Annotated in this window: 21 protein-coding genes and 1 pseudogene; 21 read left to right on the top strand and 1 reads right to left on the bottom strand. The window is 41.3% G+C overall.

Features of this window, described 5'->3' with window-relative positions; genetic code table 11:
- The first annotated feature begins 61 nt into the window (after positions 1–61).
- The 11 genes and pseudogenes from rpsF (at position 62) to OVN23_RS06545 (ending at position 6,765) form a co-directional block, all read left to right on the top strand.
- Positions 62–352, top strand: coding sequence for a 30S ribosomal protein S6 (gene rpsF / locus OVN23_RS06595; protein WP_267240862.1), 291 nt, complete (start codon positions 62–64; stop codon positions 350–352).
- 11 nt (positions 353–363) lie between these two features.
- Entirely contained in the window at positions 364–834 is a 471-nt protein-coding gene (ssbA, locus tag OVN23_RS06590; protein ID WP_261026331.1) for a single-stranded DNA-binding protein SsbA, read from the top strand.
- 31 nt (positions 835–865) lie between these two features.
- Positions 866–1,105, top strand: coding sequence for a 30S ribosomal protein S18 (gene rpsR, locus OVN23_RS06585; protein ID WP_267240861.1), 240 nt, complete (start codon positions 866–868; stop codon positions 1,103–1,105).
- A gap of 272 nt (positions 1,106–1,377) precedes the next feature.
- Complete coding sequence (locus tag OVN23_RS06580; protein ID WP_267240860.1) at positions 1,378–2,778, top strand: bifunctional Cof-type HAD-IIB family hydrolase/peptidylprolyl isomerase; 1,401 nt, start codon at positions 1,378–1,380, stop codon at positions 2,776–2,778.
- 1 nt (position 2,779) lies between these two features.
- Positions 2,780–3,139 carry a S1 RNA-binding domain-containing protein gene (locus OVN23_RS06575; protein WP_016398574.1) on the top strand — a complete coding sequence of 120 codons (360 nt, stop codon included), beginning with the start codon at positions 2,780–2,782 and terminating at the stop codon, positions 3,137–3,139.
- Between the two features lie 53 nt (positions 3,140–3,192).
- The gene (locus OVN23_RS06570; protein WP_267240859.1) at positions 3,193–3,942 is read left to right on the top strand and encodes a tRNA1(Val) (adenine(37)-N6)-methyltransferase; all 750 of its coding nucleotides are present in this window, start codon (positions 3,193–3,195) and stop codon (positions 3,940–3,942) included.
- Entirely contained in the window at positions 3,932–4,216 is a 285-nt protein-coding gene (locus tag OVN23_RS06565) for a GIY-YIG nuclease family protein (RefSeq protein ID WP_261011552.1), read from the top strand. Before OVN23_RS06570 ends, OVN23_RS06565 begins: the two co-directional genes overlap by 11 nt.
- Positions 4,217–4,301: 85 nt before the next feature.
- Positions 4,302–5,237, top strand: coding sequence for a manganese-dependent inorganic pyrophosphatase (locus OVN23_RS06560; RefSeq protein WP_267240858.1), 936 nt, complete (start codon positions 4,302–4,304; stop codon positions 5,235–5,237).
- Positions 5,238–5,325: 88 nt separating this feature from the next.
- Positions 5,326–5,838, top strand: coding sequence for a YiiX/YebB-like N1pC/P60 family cysteine hydrolase (locus OVN23_RS06555; RefSeq protein ID WP_267240857.1), 513 nt, complete (start codon positions 5,326–5,328; stop codon positions 5,836–5,838).
- A pseudogene (locus OVN23_RS06550) lies at positions 5,822–6,471 on the top strand (DUF1803 domain-containing protein). The gene OVN23_RS06555 and the pseudogene OVN23_RS06550 overlap by 17 nt, the downstream one beginning before the upstream one ends.
- A gap of 99 nt (positions 6,472–6,570) precedes the next feature.
- Complete coding sequence (locus tag OVN23_RS06545; protein ID WP_000051195.1) at positions 6,571–6,765, top strand: CsbD family protein; 195 nt, start codon at positions 6,571–6,573, stop codon at positions 6,763–6,765.
- A 45-nt stretch (positions 6,766–6,810) separates the two neighbouring features.
- Here the strand turns inward: OVN23_RS06545 and OVN23_RS06540 are convergent, their stop codons facing one another.
- Complete coding sequence (locus tag OVN23_RS06540; RefSeq protein ID WP_267240851.1) at positions 6,811–8,256, bottom strand: UDP-N-acetylmuramoyl-L-alanyl-D-glutamate--L-lysine ligase; 1,446 nt, start codon at positions 8,254–8,256, stop codon at positions 6,811–6,813.
- A 105-nt stretch (positions 8,257–8,361) separates the two neighbouring features.
- Here OVN23_RS06540 and OVN23_RS06535 point away from each other — a divergent pair, with 105 nt between their 5' ends.
- The 10 genes from OVN23_RS06535 (at position 8,362) to OVN23_RS06490 (ending at position 21,578) form a co-directional block, all read left to right on the top strand.
- Positions 8,362–9,984: an oligosaccharide flippase family protein gene (locus OVN23_RS06535; protein WP_267240850.1), complete on the top strand. Its 1,623-nt coding sequence runs from the start codon at positions 8,362–8,364 to the stop codon at positions 9,982–9,984.
- Between the two features lie 204 nt (positions 9,985–10,188).
- Positions 10,189–12,147, top strand: a complete 1,959-nt coding sequence (locus tag OVN23_RS06530) for a peptide ABC transporter substrate-binding protein (RefSeq protein WP_267240849.1) — start codon at positions 10,189–10,191, stop codon at positions 12,145–12,147.
- Positions 12,148–12,464: 317 nt separating this feature from the next.
- A complete protein-coding gene (locus tag OVN23_RS06525; protein ID WP_267240848.1) occupies positions 12,465–12,920 on the top strand; it encodes a hypothetical protein in 456 nt (151 codons plus the stop codon).
- Between the two features lie 164 nt (positions 12,921–13,084).
- A complete protein-coding gene (locus OVN23_RS06520) occupies positions 13,085–14,179 on the top strand; it encodes a cystathionine gamma-synthase (RefSeq protein WP_267240847.1) in 1,095 nt (364 codons plus the stop codon).
- Positions 14,180–14,186: 7 nt separating this feature from the next.
- Positions 14,187–15,353 carry a MalY/PatB family protein gene (locus OVN23_RS06515; RefSeq protein WP_267240846.1) on the top strand — a complete coding sequence of 389 codons (1,167 nt, stop codon included), beginning with the start codon at positions 14,187–14,189 and terminating at the stop codon, positions 15,351–15,353.
- Positions 15,354–15,444: 91 nt separating this feature from the next.
- Positions 15,445–18,543, top strand: a complete 3,099-nt coding sequence (locus OVN23_RS06510; RefSeq protein ID WP_267240845.1) for a DEAD/DEAH box helicase — start codon at positions 15,445–15,447, stop codon at positions 18,541–18,543.
- A gap of 47 nt (positions 18,544–18,590) precedes the next feature.
- Entirely contained in the window at positions 18,591–19,208 is a 618-nt protein-coding gene (locus OVN23_RS06505; protein WP_173253299.1) for a cystathionine gamma-synthase, read from the top strand.
- 10 nt (positions 19,209–19,218) lie between these two features.
- Positions 19,219–20,553 carry a UDP-N-acetylmuramate--L-alanine ligase gene (murC, locus tag OVN23_RS06500; protein ID WP_173253300.1) on the top strand — a complete coding sequence of 445 codons (1,335 nt, stop codon included), beginning with the start codon at positions 19,219–19,221 and terminating at the stop codon, positions 20,551–20,553.
- Between the two features lie 9 nt (positions 20,554–20,562).
- A complete protein-coding gene (locus OVN23_RS06495; protein WP_173253301.1) occupies positions 20,563–21,024 on the top strand; it encodes a GNAT family N-acetyltransferase in 462 nt (153 codons plus the stop codon).
- Entirely contained in the window at positions 21,021–21,578 is a 558-nt protein-coding gene (locus OVN23_RS06490) for a GNAT family N-acetyltransferase (RefSeq protein WP_240149616.1), read from the top strand. Before OVN23_RS06495 ends, OVN23_RS06490 begins: the two co-directional genes overlap by 4 nt.
- Positions 21,579–21,746: the final 168 nt, after the last annotated feature.

Genomic DNA, 21,746 nt, shown 5'->3' with positions numbered 1-21,746 from the left:
CGAACCTCACTTACCCCTTGCAAAGTCTTGGGGTCATTAGACCAAAAGGAGGAACATATCAATGGCTAAATACGAAATTCTTTATATCATTCGTCCAAACATTGAAGAAGAAGCTAAAAACGCTTTGGTAGCACGTTTTGACTCTATTTTGACTGACAACGGTGCAACTGTTGTTGAATCAAAAACTTGGGAAAAACGTCGTCTTGCATACGAAATCAAAGATTTCCGTGAAGGACTTTACCACATCGTTAACGTTGAAGCAAACGACGATGCAGCTCTTAAAGAGTTTGACCGTCTTTCAAAAATCAACGCTGACATTCTTCGTCACATGATCGTCAAAATTGACGCGTAAGAAGGTAAACTATGATTAACAATGTTGTACTTGTAGGGCGTATGACACGTGACGCTGAGTTGCGTTATACCCCATCAAATGTAGCAGTTGCGACTTTTACTCTTGCAGTAAACCGTACATTTAAGAGTCAAAATGGCGAACGTGAGGCTGATTTTATCAATGTCGTTATGTGGCGCCAACAGGCTGAAAACCTTGCTAACTGGGCTAAAAAAGGCTCACTCATCGGGGTGACAGGTCGTATCCAGACTCGTAGTTACGATAACCAGCAAGGACAACGTGTCTACGTGACAGAGGTCGTGGCTGAGAATTTCCAAATGTTGGAAAGCCGTAGTGTGCGTGAAGGTCATACAGGTGGAGCTTACTCTGCCCCAACTGCAAGCTATTCAGCACCTACAAATTCAGTACCAGACTTTTCACGTGATGAAAATCCATTTGGAGCAACAAATCCATTGGATATTTCAGATGATGATTTACCATTCTAATGGACAACTAAAATTATAAAGGAGAAAAAACATGGTTCAACAACGTCGTGGCGGATTCAAACGCCGTAAAAAAGTTGATTACATCGCAGCAAACAAAATTGAATATGTTGATTACAAAGATACTGAGCTTCTTAGCCGTTTCGTTTCAGAACGTGGGAAAATCCTTCCTCGTCGTGTAACAGGAACTTCAGCTAAAAACCAACGTAAAGTAACAACAGCTATCAAACGCGCTCGCGTAATGGCTTTGATGCCTTTCGTAAACGAAGATTAAAAAAGAGGTCCGGGTGGACCTCTTTTTCAGACCCGGTTGGGTCTTTTTTTTCACGAGCTTTGAAATGAGAGAGCGAGTTGGGTCTGGGTGGACCTCTTTTTCATGAGTTCGGAAATAAGGAAGCGAATTAAGACCCCGACGGACCGCTTTTTCATAAACATTTCTTCTTTTCTTATCCAAAAAATTAAAATAAAATGGGAAATTTTTTGAAAATAGGGGATTTAGTTACTTTATGGTATAATGGAAAGAGTTAGATTGAAAGAGGTAGTGAGATGGATGCCAAATTAAGATACAAGGCAAAAAAGATTAAGATTGTCTTTTTTGATATTGATGATACCTTGCGGAATTCAAAGACTGGTTTTATTCCGTCTTCAATCCCAGCTGTTTTTAAGCAATTACGTGAGAAAGGAATTTTGACAGGTATTGCTTCTGGACGAGGGATTTTTGGTGTCGTTCCGGAGATTCGTGACCTCAAGCCTGACTTTTTTGTGACCTTAAATGGTGCCTATATTGAAGATAAAAAAGGTCAGGTTATTTATCAACATCAGATTGAGAAATCAGATGTTGAGGAATATATCTCTTGGGCCAAGCAAGAGGGAATTGAGTATGGTTTGGTTGGGAGTCATGATGCCAAGTTGTCGACTCGCACCAATATGATTAGTGAAGCGATTAATCCAATTTACCCTGATTTGGATGTGGATCCCGATTTCCACGAGAAAGAAAATATCTATCAGATGTGGACTTTTGAAGATAAGGGAGATGACTTGCACTTGCCTGACAGTCTCTCAGATAAACTTCGCATGGTTCGTTGGCATCAACATTCGTCTGATATTGTGCCGATTTCAGGCTCCAAAGCGACGGGGGTGGAAAAGGTTGTGGAACACCTTGGCTTGAAACCAGTCAACGTCATGGTTTTTGGAGATGGGCTCAATGACTTGGAACTCTTTGATTATGCTGGAATCAGCGTTGCCATGGGAATTTCTCATGATAAGATCAAAGAAAAAGCAGATTATATTACAAAAACATTAGAAGAAGATGGCATTTTTGATGCCTTAGAAGGATTTGGTATGGTAGAAAAAGAATTGCATTTCCCACAAGTAGACATTGAAACAGTAGAAGGTCCTATCGCGACTATTAAGACCAATCACGGAGACTTGCGTATCAAGCTCTTCCCTGAACATGCTCCTAAAACAGTGGCTAACTTTGTAGCTCTTTCAAAAGATGGCTACTATGATGGGGTTATTTTCCACCGTATTATCAAGGACTTTATGATTCAAGGTGGAGATCCAACTGGAACTGGTATGGGAGGCGAGTCAATCTACGGGGAATCATTTGAGGATGAATTCTCAGAAGAACTTTACAATATCCGTGGTGCTCTTTCCATGGCCAATGCTGGTCCAAATACCAACGGCAGCCAGTTCTTTATCGTGCAAAATCAGCATTTGCCTTATTCTAAGAAAGAAATTGCTCGTGGTGGTTGGCCAGAACCGATTGCGGAAATCTATGCTAACCAAGGAGGGACACCTCACCTAGACCGCCGTCACACGGTTTTTGGTCAGTTAGCTGATGAAGCTTCTTACGCTGTCTTGGATGCCATTGCTGCTGTTGAGACAGGGGCTATGGACAAGCCAGTTGAAGATGTTGTGATTGAAACAATTGAAATCGAGGACTAAGATGAAAATCGGTGATAAGCTAAAGGGGCGTATTACAGGGATTCAGCCCTATGGTGCCTTTGTTGAGCTAGAGACAGGTGATACAGGGCTGATTCACATTTCAGAGATTCGAACAGGATTTATTGAAAATATTCATGACGCCTTGAAAGTCGATGAAGAGGTTCAGGTTCAGGTAGTGGATTTAGATGAATTTACAGGGAAAGCTAGTCTTTCTATCCGCACTTTGGAGGAAGAAAAGCACCAGTTTCCGAGACGGAGACGCTTTTCAAGCGACCGCTTTAACTACGGCTTTGCGCCTCTTAAACGAATGATGCCAATTTGGACTAGAGAAGCCTTGCACTATTTAAAAAAGAAGAAGTAGTTTAGAATTTTATATTTTTTGTAATGTTAATATAAATCTGCTATAATAGAACCATGGAAGAAGAACAATTATTAAAATCAGGGGAGCGCATTAACCAGCTCTTCTCAACAGATATCAAAATTATTCAAAATAGAGAGGTTTTTAGCTATTCGGTGGATAGTGTTCTCTTGTCACGCTTTCCACGTTTTCCTAAAAAGGGCTTGATAGTGGATTTCTGCGCTGGGAATGGAGCAGTGGGGCTATTTGCTAGCACTCGTACTCAGGCACAGATTTTGGCTGTTGAGATTCAGGAGCGTTTGGCGGATATGGCTGAGCGCTCTGTCCGTTTGAATGGATTAGAGGAGCAGATGGAGGTCATCTGTGATGATTTGAAAAATATGCCTTCTCGTTTACAGGGAAGTAAGGTGGATATGATTTTGTGTAATCCGCCCTATTTTAAGGTGGATCCTCATTCAAACCTGAACGAGAGCGAACATTATCTCTTGGCTCGCCACGAAATCACGACCAATCTGGAGGAAATCTGTCGTAGTGCCCAGAGTATTCTTAAATCCAATGGACGGTTGGCTATGGTTCATCGTCCTGACCGACTCTTGGACATTCTGGATATGTTGCAACGGCATAATCTAGCCCCTAAGCGCCTGCAGTTTGTTTATCCAAAAAGAGAAAAGGAAGCCAATATGCTCTTGATTGAGGCTATCAAGGATGGCTCTACAAGTGGCTTTAAGGTCTTGCCACCTCTCATTGTCCACAATGATGATGGTTCCTATACGCCGGAACTCGAAGAGATTTATTATGGATCATAAGGCTTACATGTACGTGCTGGAGTGTCGTGATGGATCTTACTATACAGGCTATACGACTGATGTGAGAAGACGTCTCGCTGTCCACAATAGTGGGAAGGGAGCCAAATACACACGAGCACGCTTGCCAGTCAAACTTATCTATGCTCAAGGTTTTGCCAGTAAGGAAGAAGCCATGTCAGCTGAAGCCCTTCTCAAGCGCAAGAAGAGACCACAGAAGGAAAGATTTTTATCTGAAAATCAAGATAGAAATTTACTCAGTTATTTTGAAGAGTAGAGGGGAGTCCTTTGACTCCTCTTACTTTTGTCAAAAAGCGAAAAAAATGCTACAATAAAGAGAATAAACAAAATGAGGTATTATCATGTCTAAGATTCTAGTATTTGGTCACCAAAATCCAGACTCAGATGCCATCGGTTCATCTGTAGCCTTTGCCTACCTTGCAAAGGAAGCTTACGGTTTGGATACGGAAGCTGTTGCCCTTGGAACTCCAAATGAAGAAACAGCCTTTGTCTTGAACTATTTTGGTGTAGAAGCACCGCGTGTTATCACTTCTGCCAAAGCAGAAGGTGCAGAGCAAGTTATCCTGACTGACCACAATGAATTCCAACAATCTGTATCAGATATCGCTGAAGTAGAAGTTTATGGTGTTGTGGACCACCACCGTGTTGCTAACTTTGAAACTGCAAGCCCACTTTACATGCGTTTGGAGCCAGTTGGATCAGCGTCTTCAATCGTTTACCGTATGTTCAAAGAACATGGTGTAGCTGTGCCTAAAGAGATTGCTGGTTTGATGCTTTCAGGTTTGATTTCAGATACCCTTCTTTTGAAATCGCCAACAACACACCCAACAGATACAGTCATTGCTCCTGAATTGGCTGAATTGGCTGGTGTCAACTTGGAAGAGTATGGTTTGGCTATGTTGAAAGCTGGTACAAACTTGGCCAGCAAATCTGCTGAAGAATTGATTGACATCGATGCTAAGACTTTTGAATTGAACGGAAATAATGTCCGTGTTGCTCAAGTAAACACAGTTGACATCGCTGAAGTATTGGAACGCCAAGCAGAAATTGAAACTGCAATGCAGGCTGCTAACGAAGCAAACGGTTACTCTGACTTTGTCTTGATGATTACAGACATCGTCAACTCAAACTCAGAAATCCTAGCACTTGGTGCTAACATGGACAAGGTTGAAGCAGCCTTCAACTTCAAACTTGAAAACAATCATGCCTTCCTTGCTGGTGCTGTTTCACGTAAGAAACAAGTGGTACCTCAATTGACTGAAAGCTTTAATGCTTAAGATTTTGAGTGTTAAAGTTCAAATTAGGAAAGGCTAGTTTGCCTTATATCGAAAGGAGTTTCGACTCCTTTTTTTCTAGGAGTGAAGCATGTTAGAAAATGGCGATTTGATTTTTGTGAGAGATGGGTCAGATATGGGACAGGCCATCCAGACTTCCACAGGCAACTATAACCATGTTGCCATTTATTTGGATGGGATGATTTATCATGCTAGTGGACAGGATGGTGTTGTCTGTCAAGAACCTGCAGCCTTCTTTGAGCCCAATCATTTGTACGACATCTATGTTTACCCAGAAATGGATATCCAATCTGTGAAGGAAAGAGCTTGCAAACATCTGGGAGCTCCTTATAATACTTCTTTCTATCCAGATGGAGCTGGTTTCTACTGTTCCCAGTATATGGCAGAAATTCTCCCCATTTTTGAAACCATTCCCATGAAATTTGGTGATGGTAAACAGGAGATCAGTGATTTTTGGAGAGAGTATTATAGAGAACTAGGTCTGCCTGTTCCTCTGAACCAAGCTGGTACCAATCCCAGTCAGTTGGCAGCATCGCCTCTGTTAGAAAGTAAAGAAAGGAATCTTCATGATTCAGATTTTTAATCCATCTCGTTTGACGAGACAGCCATTTTTTGGAGAATTGATCCGCTATCTGGACCAGCATGAGGATGTGATTTTACGGGAAATCAAGGCTCAATTTCCAGATCTAGCAGTTGACAAACTCATGGAAGAGTATATAAAGGCAGGTTTGATTCTACGGGAAAATAAGCGCTATTACCTTAGTCTTCCTATGCTTGAATCACTCGATAGTCTTGAACTGGATCAAGAGATTTTTGTCAAAGAAGATAGTCCGACCTATCAAGCTTTGTTGCAGAAGAGTTTTGAGACAGAATTGCGCAATCAAACCAATGCAGCTATTTTAGTTGAAAAGACGGACTTTGCGAGATCAAAAATGACCCTGTCCAATTATTTCTACAAGGTCAAACATCAGTATCCTTTGACAGAAAAACAGCAGGAACTCTATGCCATTTTGGGGGATGTTAATCCTGAGTATGCTCTCAAATACATGACGACTTTTTGTTGAAATTTCTCAAAAAAGACCAGCTTATGCAGAAACGCCGTGACATCTTTGTGGACAGTTTGGTCATCTTGGGCTATATTGTCCAAAATGAAGATGGAAAGTATGAGTTGGCTGTCGATTTTGATAAGGAAAGATTAACTTTCTATTTAGTGTGATTGCTTTTTCTGAGCACATTGTTTGACTTTATCTATCGATAAGTTTATACTAATGTAACCGATAACACATATCGGAATAAAACTAAAGGAGACAATCATATGTCACTTGAAAACAAATTAGAACAAGCAACAGGCGCTGTCAAAGAAGGTTTTGGTAAAGTTACTGGAGACAGCAAGACAGAACTTGAAGGAGCTGTTGAAAAAACAGTTGCTAAGGCAAAAGACGTTGTAGAAGACGCTAAAGGTGCTGTAGAAGGTGCCGTTGAAGGTTTGAAAAACGTTTTTACTAAATAATAGTAAAAAATCAAGGGTTTCATTTTCCCTTGATTTTTTCTATTCTTATAAATAATTTTCTGCGACGGCTGCATCCCCAGGATAGGCTTCTTTCTTGCCTTGGATGATTTGGTAGCAATCGGCTCCCTTACCAGCAATAATAACAGCATCGAGTTCTTGTTCAGTGATGGCCATTGCTGCCTTGATGGCTTCTTGGCGATCCGCAATCTTTTCAACAGGATGATTGATGTAGCTACTGATTTCATCTGCAATGGTCATTGGGTCTTCATAGTTAGGGTCATCAGCAGTCAGAAAGACTTGAATCTCAGGATGTTGATTGAGGAGGAGGCCAAAGTCCTTACGACGACTTTCTCCCTTGTTTCCCGTCGAACCAAGAACCAGAGCAATCTTTCCAGTTTGATGAGTTTCAACCACATTGATGAGTTTTGTCAGACTATCCCCATTGTGGGCGTAGTCGATGAAGACCTTGGCTCCATTTTTCTGAGTGAGGACTTCCATACGACCAGGAACGCGGGTTGCAGCGATTCCTTTTTTGATGTCCTCAAGACTAGCTCCGAGACGGAGGCAAGCAAGTCCAGCAGCAACGGCATTTTCTTGGTTGAAGTGACCAATCAGTTGGATATCATAGTCTCCAGCCAGTTTACCCGTAGCTGAAAAGCTAAAGGCTTTGGAATTCTCGATTTGGTTATCAGATTGGCTACCATAGAAATCATGGTCTTGATCTGCCACTTGTTCTTTCAAGACAGAAAAGTGATCCATGTCACTGTTAATGATGACTGCTCGGCTATTTTCCATCAAGAGACGCTTGTGGTAGAAATAGTCTTCAAAGCTAGGGTGTTCAATCGGGCCGATATGGTCTGGGCTGATATTGAGGAAAACTCCCACATCAAAGGTTAGGCCATAGACACGTTTGACCAGATAGGCTTGGCTGGAAACTTCCATGATGAGGTGGGTACGATCATTTTGCACAGCTTGATTCATCATGTCAAAGAGGTCAATACTCTCAGGAGTTGTCAATGCAGACTTAAAGAAAGTCTTGCCATCTAAAGTTGTATTCATAGTCGACAACATTGCAGGTCGATGCCCTTGAGATAAGATGTTATAAGCGAAATAGGCTGCTGTTGTCTTACCCTTGGTTCCAGTAAAGGCGAGGAGTTTGAGTTTTTCCTGTGGATTTCCATAAAATTCCATAGCAATCAAACTCATGGCTTTCTTAATGTCGTTCACAATGATGACAGGGATACCGACTTCGTAGTCCTTTTCAGCTATATACCAACCGAGTCCTTGAGAGATGGCAGAAAGCAGAAATTCCTTCTTAAAGGCAGCACCCTTGACGAAAAATAGGCTCTTTTCTTTGGCCTTGTGGCTGTCATAGCAGATGGTGTCAAACGCGATATGGCTGTAGTTGTAGTGATAGTGTCCTTGGTCGATAATCTCACGGAAGAGACCATCTTTCTTTAAAATATCTAATACGGTTTCAATCTTTATCATACTTTCTATTGTAAACCGAAAGTCGTAAATTTACAAGTAACAAGGAAAAGTTTATAATGGAAGATAAGGAGTTTTTCCTAGTTATCAAAATTGAATGAGGAATCTATGTCGCACGAAAACAATCACCAGCAGGCCCAGATGTTACGGGGGACTGCTTGGCTAACGGCTAGTAACTTTATCAGTCGCCTACTTGGGGCTATTTACATTATCCCTTGGTACATCTGGATGGGGTCTTATGCGGCTACAGCCAATGGACTCTTTACCATGGGATACAATATCTATGCCTGGTTCTTACTGGTTTCAACAGCAGGTATTCCGGTTGCAGTGGCCAAGCAAGTTGCCAAGTATAATACCATGCGAGAAGAAGAGCATAGCTTTGCCCTGATTCGGAGCTTTTTAGGCTTTATGACGGGACTAGGTTTGGTTTTTACTTTAATCTTGTATGTCTTTGCTCCTTGGCTAGCAGACTTGTCTGGCGTGGGCAAAGACTTGATCCCAATCATGCAAAGCTTGGCTTGGGGAGTCTTGATTTTCCCATCTATGAGTGTTATCCGAGGATTTTTCCAAGGGATGAATAACCTCAAACCTTATGCCATGAGTCAAATTGCTGAGCAGGTCATTCGTGTTATCTGGATGCTCCTAGCAACCTTTATCATTATGAAGCTCGGTTCGGGAGATTACCTAGCAGCGGTTACCCAATCCACCTTTGCTGCCTTTGTCGGCATGGTCGCCAGTTTTGCAGTCTTGATTTATTTCCTTGCCAAAGAGGGATTACTCAAAAGAGTCCTTGAAACAGGAGATAAGATTAACAGCAAGCGTCTTTTGGTCGATACTATTAAGGAAGCCATTCCTTTTATCTTAACAGGGTCTGCCATCCAGCTCTTCCAGATTTTGGATCAGCTGACCTTTATCAATAGTATGAGCTGGTTTACCAACTACAGCAACGAGGACTTGGTTGTCATGTTTTCTTATTTCTCAGCCAATCCTAATAAAATCACGATGATTTTGATTTCTGTTGGAGTTTCAATTGGGGGTGTCGGTTTGCCACTTTTGACTGAAAACTATGTCAAGGGGGACTTGAAAGCAGCTTCTCGTCTCGTTCAGGATAGTCTCACCTTACTCTTTATGTTCCTGCTACCAGCAACGGTTGGAGTGGTCATGGTAGGAGAACCTCTTTATACGGTCTTCTATGGTAAGCCAGATAGTTTGGCTCTGGGCTTATTTGTCTTTGCAGTTTTGCAGTCTATTATTTTAGGCTTGTACATGGTCTTGTCTCCAATGCTTCAGGCCATGTTCCGCAACCGCAAGGCCGTTCTCTATTTTATCTATGGTTCTATTGCCAAGCTAGTCTTGCAACTACCTACCATCGCTCTCTTCCACAGTTACGGACCTTTGATTTCCACAACCATTGCTCTCATCATTCCTAATGTCTTGATGTATCGGGATATTTGTAAGGTAACGGGTGTCAAGCGCAAGGTGATTTTGAAGCGAACCATTTTAATCAGTTTGCTGACCCTAGTCATGTTTCTGTTAATAGGAACCATCCAGTGGCTGTTAGGATTTTTCTTCCAACCGAGTGGACGTTTGTGGAGCTTCCTTTATGTAGCTCTTGTCGGTGCCATGGGTGGAGGAGTATACGGAGTCATGAGTCTCCGTACTCGTTTATTGGATAAGGTGATTGGAAAAGCCCAAGCAGATCGCCTGCGAGCAAAATTTAATCTTTCGTAAGATAGCATTTATAAATAAAAGGAATAAGTTGAACAATCTTTTAGGAGAACTTGAAACTTATTCCTTTTTTAGCGTCAAAATAGCTAAAATTATCTTTTGAAAGTAGAAGATGAGGTCTTTTTCGATTTTTTTGGAAAAAATCATTGACTAAACAAACTAAATGTTGTATAATAAAACAAATATTTAAAGCAGGAGGTTCTGGAAATGAAAAAGTCTAAGGCCAAGTATGCAACACTTGCAGGTGTCATGTTAAGTGCAGGTATTTTGTTAAGCGCCTGTGGAAATTCTAGCACAGGGTCAAAAACCTATAACTATGTTTATTCAAGTGATCCATCTAGTTTGAACTATCTAGCAGAAAACCGTGCAACAACCAATGATATTGTGACCAATCTGGTAGATGGTCTCATGGAAAATGACCAGTATGGGAACTATGTGCCATCCTTGGCAGAGGATTGGAGTGTTTCTAAGGACGGTTTAACCTATACCTACAAACTTCGTAAGGATGCTAAGTGGTTTACTTCTGAGGGAGAAGAATATGCTCCTGTAACTGCTCAGGATTTTGTGACAGGTTTGAAATATGCAGCTGATAAAAAATCAGAAGCCTTGTATCTAGTGCAGGACTCTGTTGCAGGCTTGGATGACTATATTAACGGGAAAACAAGCGACTTTTCAACTGTCGGAGTCAAGGCACTTGATGACCAAACAGTTCAATATACCTTGACACGACCAGAACCTTACTGGAACTCAAAAACAACCTCAACCATTCTCTTCCCAGTCAATGCAGATTTCTTGAAATCAAAAGGAGATGATTTTGGCAAGGTAGATCCATCTAGCATTTTGTACAATGGACCTTTCTTGATGAAATCCTTTGTTTCAAAATCAGTTATCGAATTCAAGAAAAATCCTAACTACTGGGATGCTAAAAATGTCTTTGTAGATGATGTGAAATTGGCTTATTATGATGGTAGTGATCAAGATGCACTGGCTCGTAACTTTGTCGAGGGGGCATACAGTTATGCTCGTCTCTATCCAAACAGTTCAAGTTTTGAAGGGATTAAAGAGAAGAATAAGGATAATATCATTTATAGCTTGCAAGATGCTACTTCTTACTTCTTAAACTTCAACTTGGATAGAAAATCTTATAAATTTACTTCTAAGACAAGTGATGCTGAGAAGAAATCGACTCAAGAAGCAGTTCTCAATAAAAACTTCCGTCAAGCCATTAACTTTGCCTATGATCGTACAGCCTACGGGGCTCAATCTCAGGGAGAAGAGGGTGCAACTAAGATTTTGCGTAACTTGGTTGTTCCTCCAAACTTCGTAAGTATCAACGGAAAAGACTTTGGTGAAATAGTAGCCTCTAAGATGGTCAATTATGGTAAAGAATGGCAAGGAATCAACTTTGCGGATGCTCAGGATCCATATTACAATGCTGATAAAGCTAAAGCCAAATTTGCAGAAGCTAAGAAAGAACTCCAAGCTAAAGGAGTTCAATTCCCTATCCACCTGGACATGACAGTTGACCAAGCTGCTAAAAAGAATGTCCAAGAGGCAAATTCTATGAAGCAATCTATTGAAGCAGCCTTAGGTGCAGAAAATGTTGTAATTGATATTCAACAACTTTCTACTGAAGATTATGAGAATACAAGCTATTTGGCTCAAACAGCAGCTCAGAAGGACTATGATCTTTACAATGGTGGTTGGAGTGCAGACTATCAAGATCCTTCAACCTATCTTGATATCTTTAATGTCAAGAGCGGTGGAACGCTACGAGACTTAGGCCTAGAGCCTGGGGAAGCTAATGACAAGGCCAAGGCTGTTGGACTAGATATTTATACTCAAATGTTGGAAGAAGCTAATAAGGAACAAGATCTTGCGAAACGCTATGAAAAGTATGCTGAGATCCAAGCTTGGTTGGTAGATAGCTCTCTAGCGATTCCAAATATTTCTAAGGGTGGAACACCAACATTGAGAAAAACAGTTCCTTTCTCTTCACCATATTCACTAGCTGGTAATAAAGGTATCGAATCATATAAATACCTCAAAGTACAAGATAAAACAGTCACAAAAGACGAATTTGAAAAAGCTAAAGAAAAATGGCTGAAAGAAAAAGAAGAATCCAATAAAAAAGCCCAAGAAGAATTGGCAAAACATGTCAAATAAGGATTTTTCAATAAAAACGATGGTTTCAAGGAAACTGTCGTTTTTTTATAGAGTAATGGCGAATTTTTGAAGGAAAGTGCTTACATTTTTTAAATTGTTTATCAAATTTATGATATAATGAATATAATAAAAGTTGTGAGAAGTTATTTTTTTAAATCCTCTTCCAGTGTTAACTGAAGTATACACATGCTAGGATGATTTTATAGGAGGGATGTCGTCTACTGGAAAAGTAAGATAAAACGCAACAAATGATAAGTTCTTCTTTTATGTGAAGAGTTCTTATCTGCCTATTTACTAATAGTTATGGAGGTATCATTATGGGCGGTATTATGGAGTTTGCAACAGAAAAACAGATTGCATCATTTCTCTCAACTTGCCACATTGAAGGACAAAAGAATTTTCTGATGGCCTTCAAGAAAAAGACATGGTTGAAATCCTTTATTGATTTTTTCATTATAGGTGGTTCCTACTATGTTCAGTCGAGTGTGAAGCCTAAAATTCTGGCATTCACACCTAAGGGGATTTTCTTGATGGACATCAGTGATGTAATTGAAAATCGTTCTAATCACGTCCTTGAGATGCCTTGGAAACAAGTTAAAGATTTTACTTATAAGCCAGTCTTGAATACGGTCAGGCTGAGCTGGAACTATCAAAATGAGGCCTATATTTTTTCCGTGGATGTCGGTCAGCTTAGTCAGTATGTGGGCCAGTATCAATTTAACAAAGAGCATTATGACAATTTAGCTCAACAGGATTTCTTTCGGTCCAAGTAAGCATTAGCAAGGATTTTCACAAAAGAATCTGGAGTGTTTTCTGGATTCTTTTTAGCTTTACTCTATAAGTCTATAGTTTGAAACTATAACTAGCTCTTGAAAAGAAGAAAATGAGTTGATGAAAATAAGTGGTACAATAGTTACTATAGATTTGGAGGAATTGTATGAGCAAGGAATTACACATTAACACAATTTTGGCCCAGGCGGGTATTAAGTCAGATGAAGCGACAGGTGCATTGGTGACACCGCTTCATTTTTCAACGACCTATCAGCATCCAGAGTTTGGTCGATCTACTGGGTTTGACTATACACGCACTAAAAACCCAACTCGTAGTAAAGCTGAAGAAGTCTTAGCGGCTATTGAGTCAGCAGACTATGCTCTGGCTACTAGCTCAGGAATGTCAGCTATTGTACTGGCCTTTAGCGTCTTTCCAGTAGGAAGTAAGGTTTTGGCAGTGCGTGACCTTTATGGAGGTTCTTTCCGCTGGTTCAACCAAGTGGAGCAGGAAGGTCGTTTCCATTTTACCTATGCCAATACAGAAGAAGAGTTGATTGTCGAGTTGGAGAAGGATGTTGACGTTCTCTATATCGAAACGCCAACCAATCCCTTGATGTTGGAATTTGATATCGAAAAACTAGCAAAATTGGCTCATGCTAAGGGTGCCAAAGTTGTGGTGGACAATACCTTCTACAGCCCTATCTACCAACGTCCGATTGAAGATGGAGCAGATATCGTTCTACATTCAGCAACCAAGTATCTGGCAGGGCACAATGATGTCTTGGCTGGAGTGGTTGTGACCAATAGTTTAGAACTATACGAGAAGCTTTTTTACAATCTCAATACGACAGGAGCAGTCTTGTCTCCATTTGACAGTTATCAATTGATTCGTGGTCTCAAGACCTTGTCTCTTCGTATGGAGCGCTCAACAGCCAATGCCCAAGAAGTGGTTGCCTTTTTGAAGGACTCTCCAGCAGTTAAGGAAGTTCTCTATACTGGTCGTGGGGGCATGATTTCCTTTAAAGTAGTGGATGAAACACGCATTCCTCATATCTTGAACAGCCTCAAGGTCTTCTCTTTTGCAGAAAGTTTGGGTGGGGTGGAAAGTCTTATCACTTATCCAACAACGCAAACCCATGCCGATATTCCAGCAGAAGTGCGCCATTCTTATGGTTTGACAGATGACCTCTTGCGCTTGTCGATTGGAATTGAAGATGCTAGGGATTTGATTGCAGATTTGCGCCAATCCTTGGAAGGATAAGACAAAGATGGGAAAATATGATTTTACAAGCCTGCCCAATCGCTTAGGTCACCATACCTATAAATGGAAAGAAGCAGAAACGGATAGTGAAGTCCTACCAGCTTGGATAGCGGATATGGACTTTGTGGTTTTGCCTGAAATCCGTCAAGCCGTGCAGACTTACGCTGATCAACTGGTTTATGGCTATACCTATGCCAGTGAAGAGTTAATTAAGGAAGTTCAAAAGTGGGAAGCCACACAACACGGTTACCACTTTGACAAAGAGGCTCTTGTCTTTATCGAGGGTGTAGTCCCAGCCATCTCAACAGCTATTCAAGCCTTTACAAAAGAAGGCGAGGCGGTTCTGATTAACACACCTGTCTACCCACCTTTTGCTCGCAGTGTCAAGTTGAATAATCGTAGATTGATTACTAATTCTTTGGTGGAAAAGGATGGTCTGTTTGAGATTGACTTTGATCAACTAGAGAAGGATTTGGTGGAAGAGGAGGTCAAACTCTATATTCTTTGTAACCCTCACAATCCTGGTGGACGTGTTTGGGAAAAGGAAGTGTTGGAGAAGATTGGTTTACTCTGCCAAAAACATGGTGTTGTCTTGGTTTCGGATGAGATTCACCAAGATTTGGCCCTCTTTGGTCACAAACATCATTCCTTCAATACCATCAACCCTGACTTTAAAGAATTTGCAATCGTCTTGAGCAGTGCCACTAAAACCTTTAACATCGCTGGGACAAAAAATTCCTATGCAGTCATTGAAAATCCTAAGTTGAGAGTGGCTTACCAGAAACGCCAGTTAGCCAATAACCAGCATGAAATTTCAGGTTTGGGCTATTTGGCGACAGAAGCTGCTTATCGCTATGGGAAGGATTGGCTAGAGGAACTCAAGCAAGTCTTTGAAGACCATATTAATTATGTGGTGGATTTATTTGGAAAAGAGACTAAAATCAAGGTTATGAAACCGCAAGGAACCTACTTGATTTGGCTTGATTTTTCAGCCTATGACCTGACTGATGAAAGATTGCAAGAGCTGTTGAGAAATGAAGCCAAGGTTATCCTCAACCGTGGTTTGGATTTTGGAGAGGAAGGAAGTCTCCATGCTCGTCTCAATGTAGCCATGCCTAAATCCCTGCTGCAAGAAGTGTGTCAGCGGATTGTGACGACTTTTGCCAAACTTTAAAATCTAGCCTTCTGGGAGAAAAGTCTTCCTAGGAGGCTATTTTCATAGGGGAAAATATGGTATAATAAAAAGATAAGGTAAAGGTAAAAATATGGCTAAATTGATTCCGGGGAAAGTCCGTATCGAAGGTGTTGCCCTTTATGAAACTGGTAAGGTTGACATCATCAAGGAAAAGAACAATCGGCTCTACGCTCGCGTTGCAGAAGAAGAACTGCGCTATAGTTTAGAGGATGATTTGGTTTTTTGTGCCTGCGATTTTTTCCAAAAGAGGGGCTACTGTGTGCATTTGGCAGCGCTGGAGCATTTTCTAAAAAATGATGAGCGTGGTCAGGAAATCTTGCAGGGGCTGGAAGAAGGTCATGAAGAAAAAGAGGCTGTTGAAACCAAGGTGACCTTGGGTGGCAAATTTTTAGAACGAATCTTGTCTCCAAAATCAGACTGCTCCTATGAGTTGTCGGCTGTGGGTCAGGTGGAAGCAGGAACCAATCATATATTGTGGACTCTAAGAATCGGGCAAGTCAATAGTCAAAAATACTATGTCATTCGGGATATTCCACTCTTTTTAAAAGTTGTCGAGAAGAGAAAGCCTTATATGATTGGGAAAACCTATGAGGAGTCCTTATCTTGGGAATCCTTTGATGAGGCTAGTCAAGAACTTCTGACTTTCTTGCGCGGACTAATGGAGGAAGGATTGACTCCAGAGCTCTTTTTTCAAAATCAAGGTCGGCATCTCTTTTTCCCTCTAACTTTTTTTGAGCAGGGTGTGAATTTACTGATGACCTTGCCTCATTTTCAATTTGACCATCAAGTGGATAGCTACCAGACCTTACTTTTTCAGGATATGCATGCTGATGCCAATTTATTTGCCTTTACAGTAACAGCATACTCGGATTATTTTGAAATGGAAATCAGTGAGAGTCCAAGGGTCAATGTCTTTTATCAGGGAGCTGTGCTTTTCCATAAAGGACAGATTTATTTTCTAACAGACCAGCAAATGCGTCTTCTCAAAGAAATCAAAGCGTTGCCTGTGGATCAACAAGGAAAGAAATACCTGCAATTTGATAGTAGTGACCGAGATAAGTTAGCTTCCTGCCTAACGCTCTTTGGCCAAATGGGCACCGTTTCAGCTCCAGAACGTCTACATATCAAAACTTTTGCGCCCTCTTTTTACTTTGACAGGGAAGAGGATAATCGGATTCGTTTAGAAATTCAGTTTGATTATGGGGATAGGCAGGTATCAAGCCGACAAGAGCTAGAAGAATTACCATTTTCGAGTGATGCTGACTTAGAAGAAAGAATTTTCCAAGCCTGTTTGGCTGCGGGCTTTGAAGCAGATTTTCAATCTTGGCGTCAGGCCTTAAAAGCGGAGTCTGTCTATCATTTCTTTCATGAAATCATTCCAGGCTTTGAAAAACTCGGAAATGTTGACCTATCAGACAAGCTAGAAGAACTTTATAGTCTGGCAAGCCCTCAAGTGCAGATTGCTTCCAAGGGAGGTCTCTTGGAAATCCAGTTTGATTTTCAAGATATTGCCCAAGAGGAAATTGACCAAGCCATGCAGGCCTTGGTTGTCAATCAAGATTTTTACATTGGTGCGTCTAATCAAGTCTACTTTTTTGATGAAGAGACTAAGAAAATTCGTCAAAATTTACAGGAACTGGGGCAGTTTGAACTAAAAGATGGCTCTTTGCAGGCTCGAAAATCCTTGGCCTACAGTTTAGCTCATCTCTTTGAAGGGCGAGACCGTGTTTCTTTTTCACAAGAATTCCAGAATCTGGCCCATGACTTGACGCATCCAGAGGACTTCCCTAGACAAGCAACTCAGGTCAAGGCTGATTTACGAGATTATCAGGAAAAGGGAATTGGCTGGTTGCAGATGCTCCATCATTATGGTTTTGGTGGAATTTTGGCTGATGATATGGGATTGGGGAAAACCCTTCAGACCATTGCTTTTTTGACCAGTCAAGTGACAAAAGAAAGTCGGGTTTTGATTCTAGCTCCATCTGGTTTGATTTACAACTGGGCAGATGAATTTCAGAAGTTTGCTCCACAGTTGGATGTAGCTGTTGTTCATGGATTAAAGGCTAGTCGTGAAGAGATTCTTGCTGAGAGCCATCAAATCTATGTGACGAGCTATGCTACCTTCCGTCAGGACAGTGAGCTTTATCAGGGGATGGCCTTTGACTTCCTTTTCTTAGATGAGGCTCAGGTCATGAAAAATGCCCAGACCAAGATAGCTCAGACCTTGAGACAATTTGTGGTGCCGTCAGTTTTTGCCTTGTCAGGAACTCCTATTGAAAACCATCTGGGTGAGCTGTGGTCTATTTTCCAAATCGTCATGCCAGGACTTTTGCCAAGCAAGAAAGAATTTATGAAATTACCAGCTGAGCGCGTTGCTCAGTTTATCAAACCTTTCGTGATGCGGCGCAAGAAAGAAGAAGTTCTGACTGAATTGCCAGATTTGATTGAAGTGGTTTATAAGAATGAACTGGAAGACCAGCAAAAGGCTATTTACCTAGCCCAGTTGCAACAGATGCGAGACCGTTTAGCTCAGGTGTCAGATCAGGAATTTCAGCGTAGTCGAGTGGAAATCTTGTCTGGTTTGATGCGCTTGCGTCAAATCTGTGATACCCCTGCCCTCTTTATGGAAGATTATCAGGGAGCCAGTGGCAAACTGGATAGTCTTCGTGACCTGTTGGTACAGGTAGCAGACGGCGGACACCGTGTCTTGATTTTCTCGCAGTTCAAGGGAATGTTGGAGAAAATTGAACAAGAATTGCCAGACTTGGGCTTAACTTCCTTTAAAATCACAGGTTCAACCCCAGCCAAGGAAAGACAAGACATGACCAAGGCCTTTAACCAAGGAGAAAGAGATGCCTTTCTGATTTCCCTCAAGGCTGGTGGTGTCGGTCTGAATCTGACAGGTGCTGATACCGTTATCTTGGTTGACCTTTGGTGGAATCCTGCGGTGGAGGCGCAAGCCATTGGCCGTGCCCATCGGATGGGACAGGAAGAAACGGTTGAGGTCTATCGCTTGGTGACCAAGGGAACCATTGAAGAAAAAATTCAGGAACTCCAAGAACAGAAGAAACATCTGGTGTCACAAGTATTGGATGGCACAGAGTCACGTGGCAGTCTGACCCTAGCAGAAATTAGAGAAATTTTGGGAATTTCTGAAGCCAGTACTTGAAAAATCAAGACAATACGCTATAATGAAGTGTTGAAAGGAAATAGAAAATGAAACAAGAACGATTTCCATTGGTGTCAGATGACGAGGTCATGTTGACTGAAATGCCAGTCATGAATCTCTATGATGAGTCTGATCTGATCAGTAATATCAAGGGTGAGTATCGAGATAAAAATTATTTAGAATGGGCTCCTATTACTGAAGAGGCGCCAGTAAAACCAATTGAAAAGCAAGTAGAGAAACCTAAAAAGGCTCCTTTAGGGGTAAAAAAAGAAGGAAAGAGCTATGCAGAGGTGGCGCGTGAAGAAGCGCGTGCAGACTTGAAGAAGAAACGCTCTGCTAACTATCTAACTCAGGATTTCAGCCGTGCGAGACGTCATTCTAAATCAGGCCTTGTTAGACAGGGCAACCAACCGACAGCTCCTTTCCAAAAGGAAAATCCTGGTGAATTTGTCAAATATAGCCAAAAATTGACCCAGTCTCATTACATCTTGGCGGAAGAAGTCAAATCTATCTCTACCAAGAATGAAGAAGTGTCAGCACCTGCTCCAAAGAAAAACAACTATGATTTTCTAAAGAAGAGCCAAATCTATAATAAAAAAAGTAAACAAACAGAACAAGAACGTCGGGTTGCCCAAGAGTTGAATCTGACCAGAATTACAGAATAGGGGAGAAAACATGCCAAAGACATATCATTTTATCGGAATTAAGGGATCAGGGATGAGTGCCTTGGCCTTGATGTTGCACCAAATGGGGCACAAGGTTCAAGGATCAGATGTTGAAAAGTACTACTTTACTCAACGCGGTCTTGAGCAGGCAGGAATTACCATTCTTCCTTTTGATGAAAAGAATCTAGACGGTGATATGGAAATTATCGCTGGAAATGCCTTTCGTCCAGATAACAACGTCGAAATTGCCTATGCAGACCAAAATGGTATCAGCTACAAACGTTACCATGAATTTCTAGGTAGCTTTATGCGTGACTTTGTTAGCATGGGAGTAGCTGGAGCGCATGGAAAAACTTCAACGACAGGTATGTTGTCTCATGTCTTGTCTCACATCACAGACACTAGCTTCTTGATTGGGGATGGGACAGGTCGTGGTTCGGCCAATGCCAAATATTTTGTCTTTGAATCTGACGAATATGAACGCCACTTTATGCCTTACCATCCAGAATACTCTATTATCACCAACATTGACTTTGACCATCCAGACTATTTCACAAGTCTCGAGGATGTTTTCAATGCCTTTAATGACTATGCCAAACAAATTACCAAGGGTCTTTTTGTCTATGGTGAAGATGCAGAATTGCGTAAAATTACGTCTGATGCACCAATTTATTATTATGGTTTTGAAGCAGAAGGTAATGACTTTGTAGCTAGTGAACTTCTTCGTTCAACAACTGGTTCAACCTTCACCGTTCATTTCCGTGGACAAGACTTGGGGCAATTCCACATTCCAACCTTTGGTCGTCACAATATCATGAATGCGACAGCCGTTATTGGTCTTCTTTACACAGCAGGATTTGATTTGAACTTGGTGCGTGAGCACTTGAAAACATTTGCCGGTGTTAAGCGTCGTTTCACTGAGAAAATTGTCAATGACACAGTTATTATCGATGACTTTGCCCACCATCCAACAGAAATTATTGCGACCTTGGATGCGGCTCGTCAGAAATACCCAAGCAAGGAAATTGTAGCGGTCTTCCAACCGCATACCTTTACAAGAACCATTGCCTTGTTAGATGACTTTGCTCATGCTTTAAACCAAGCAGATGCTGTTTACCTAGCGCAAATCTATGGATCTGCTCGTGAGGTAGACAATGGTGATGTCAAGGTAGAAGACCTAGCCAATAAAATCAACAAGAAACACCAAGTCATCACTGTCGAAAATGTTTCTCCACTCCTAGACCATGATAATGCTGTCTACGTCTTTATGGGAGCAGGAGACATCCAAACCTATGAATACTCATTTGAGCGTCTCTTGTCAAACTTGACAAGCAATGTTCAATAGGTTATTCTCATGGAAATTCCAATTAAGATCATTCAGGCAAGTCAGTCTGATTTGGCTGAGGTAGTGGTACTTCAAACTTCATCTTTTCCAGCTGAAAAGCAGCAACCTTCCCATATTTTAGAAGAAAGTATCCGTAAGTGTGCGGATACCTTTCTTCTAGCTAGGGATGAAAATCAACTTTTAGGCTATATTCTATCAAGTCCGCAGTCAGACAATCCGCAATGTCTAAAAATACATTCTTTGGTCATCGAGGCTGACCATCAGAGACAGGGCTTGGGAACACTTCTTCTTGCAGCCTTGAAAGAGATGGCAGTTGAGCTGGATTACAAAGGGATTCGTTTGGAGAGTCCTGATGAGCTGCTTTCCTATTTTGAAATGAACGGTTTTATTGATGAAGAAACTTCGCTTTATGCAACTAGCCAGGGATTTAGTATGATTTGGTTTAATCCCTTTTATCTGGAGGCACAATGAAAATCAGACAAGCAAGATTAGAAGATTTAGAACGTATCGTTGAGATTGAACTAGAAAATTTCTCGGTTGAAGAAGCCATTCCTCATTCTGTTTTTGAATCGCATTTGCGAGAAATTCAGACCTCGTTTCTGGTTGCAGAAAAAGAGGGGAGAATCATGGGTTATATTGAAGGGCCAGTTGGTCCCCATCGTCATCTGCAAGACCAGTCTTTTACAGAAGAAATAAAAGACTATAGTCATGAGCCTGGTGGTTATATCTCTGTGACCTGTCTTTCTATTGCCAAGGAGTCACAGGGACTAGGACTGGGTCAAAAATTACTAACAGCCTTGAAAGAAGTTGCTCTTGAGGATAAGAGAGATGGCATTAACCTAACCTGTCATGACTATCTCATCGTCTACTATGAAAAGCATGGATTTGTCAATGAAGGCTTGTCTCAGTCAACCTTTGCAGGGGAAACATGGTATGATATGGTCTGGGAAGCTAATACTCTTCGAAAATCAAATTCAAACCACGTCAGCGTCGCCTTACCGTACTCAAGTACAGCTTGCGGCTAGCTTCCTAGTTTGCTCTTTGATTTTCATTGAGTATAAAAAATGGTAAATTCCCAAACTAACTTCCACTGCTAATCCAAGTGGAAGTTAGTCTGATAAAAATCGTAAAAACCAGTGGAAATCCGTGTCAGGGTAAGTTCTACTGGTTTTAAACATGCTTGATTTCATCGC

Origin of the sequence: Streptococcus sp. Marseille-Q6488 (genome assembly GCF_946902925.1) — a bacterium.
Lineage (GTDB): Bacteria > Bacillota > Bacilli > Lactobacillales > Streptococcaceae > Streptococcus.
This window is presented reverse-complemented; position numbering and strand designations above follow the sequence as displayed.

Bases quoted from the DNA above. Each gene is read 5' to 3' on its own strand.
- rpsR (WP_267240861.1), top strand. From the start codon at position 866: ATGGTTCAACAACGTCGTGGCGGATTCAAACGCCGTAAAAAAGTTGAT.
- OVN23_RS06545 (WP_000051195.1), top strand. From the start codon at position 6,571: ATGTCACTTGAAAACAAATTAGAACAAGCAACAGGCGCTGTCAAAGAA.
- OVN23_RS06535 (WP_267240850.1), top strand. From the start codon at position 8,362: ATGTCGCACGAAAACAATCACCAGCAGGCCCAGATGTTACGGGGGACT.
- OVN23_RS06580 (WP_267240860.1), top strand. From the start codon at position 1,378: ATGGATGCCAAATTAAGATACAAGGCAAAAAAGATTAAGATTGTCTTT.
- OVN23_RS06505 (WP_173253299.1), top strand. From the start codon at position 18,591: ATGAAACAAGAACGATTTCCATTGGTGTCAGATGACGAGGTCATGTTG.
- OVN23_RS06560 (WP_267240858.1), top strand. From the start codon at position 4,302: ATGTCTAAGATTCTAGTATTTGGTCACCAAAATCCAGACTCAGATGCC.
- OVN23_RS06575 (WP_016398574.1), top strand. From the start codon at position 2,780: ATGAAAATCGGTGATAAGCTAAAGGGGCGTATTACAGGGATTCAGCCC.
- OVN23_RS06525 (WP_267240848.1), top strand. From the start codon at position 12,465: ATGGGCGGTATTATGGAGTTTGCAACAGAAAAACAGATTGCATCATTT.
- OVN23_RS06570 (WP_267240859.1), top strand. From the start codon at position 3,193: ATGGAAGAAGAACAATTATTAAAATCAGGGGAGCGCATTAACCAGCTC.
- OVN23_RS06490 (WP_240149616.1), top strand. From the start codon at position 21,021: ATGAAAATCAGACAAGCAAGATTAGAAGATTTAGAACGTATCGTTGAG.
- OVN23_RS06540 (WP_267240851.1), bottom strand. From the start codon at position 8,256: ATGATAAAGATTGAAACCGTATTAGATATTTTAAAGAAAGATGGTCTC.
- OVN23_RS06555 (WP_267240857.1), top strand. From the start codon at position 5,326: ATGTTAGAAAATGGCGATTTGATTTTTGTGAGAGATGGGTCAGATATG.
- rpsF (WP_267240862.1), top strand. From the start codon at position 62: ATGGCTAAATACGAAATTCTTTATATCATTCGTCCAAACATTGAAGAA.
- OVN23_RS06565 (WP_261011552.1), top strand. From the start codon at position 3,932: ATGGATCATAAGGCTTACATGTACGTGCTGGAGTGTCGTGATGGATCT.
- OVN23_RS06515 (WP_267240846.1), top strand. From the start codon at position 14,187: ATGGGAAAATATGATTTTACAAGCCTGCCCAATCGCTTAGGTCACCAT.
- ssbA (WP_261026331.1), top strand. From the start codon at position 364: ATGATTAACAATGTTGTACTTGTAGGGCGTATGACACGTGACGCTGAG.
- murC (WP_173253300.1), top strand. From the start codon at position 19,219: ATGCCAAAGACATATCATTTTATCGGAATTAAGGGATCAGGGATGAGT.
- OVN23_RS06495 (WP_173253301.1), top strand. From the start codon at position 20,563: ATGGAAATTCCAATTAAGATCATTCAGGCAAGTCAGTCTGATTTGGCT.
- OVN23_RS06510 (WP_267240845.1), top strand. From the start codon at position 15,445: ATGGCTAAATTGATTCCGGGGAAAGTCCGTATCGAAGGTGTTGCCCTT.
- OVN23_RS06520 (WP_267240847.1), top strand. From the start codon at position 13,085: ATGAGCAAGGAATTACACATTAACACAATTTTGGCCCAGGCGGGTATT.
- OVN23_RS06530 (WP_267240849.1), top strand. From the start codon at position 10,189: ATGAAAAAGTCTAAGGCCAAGTATGCAACACTTGCAGGTGTCATGTTA.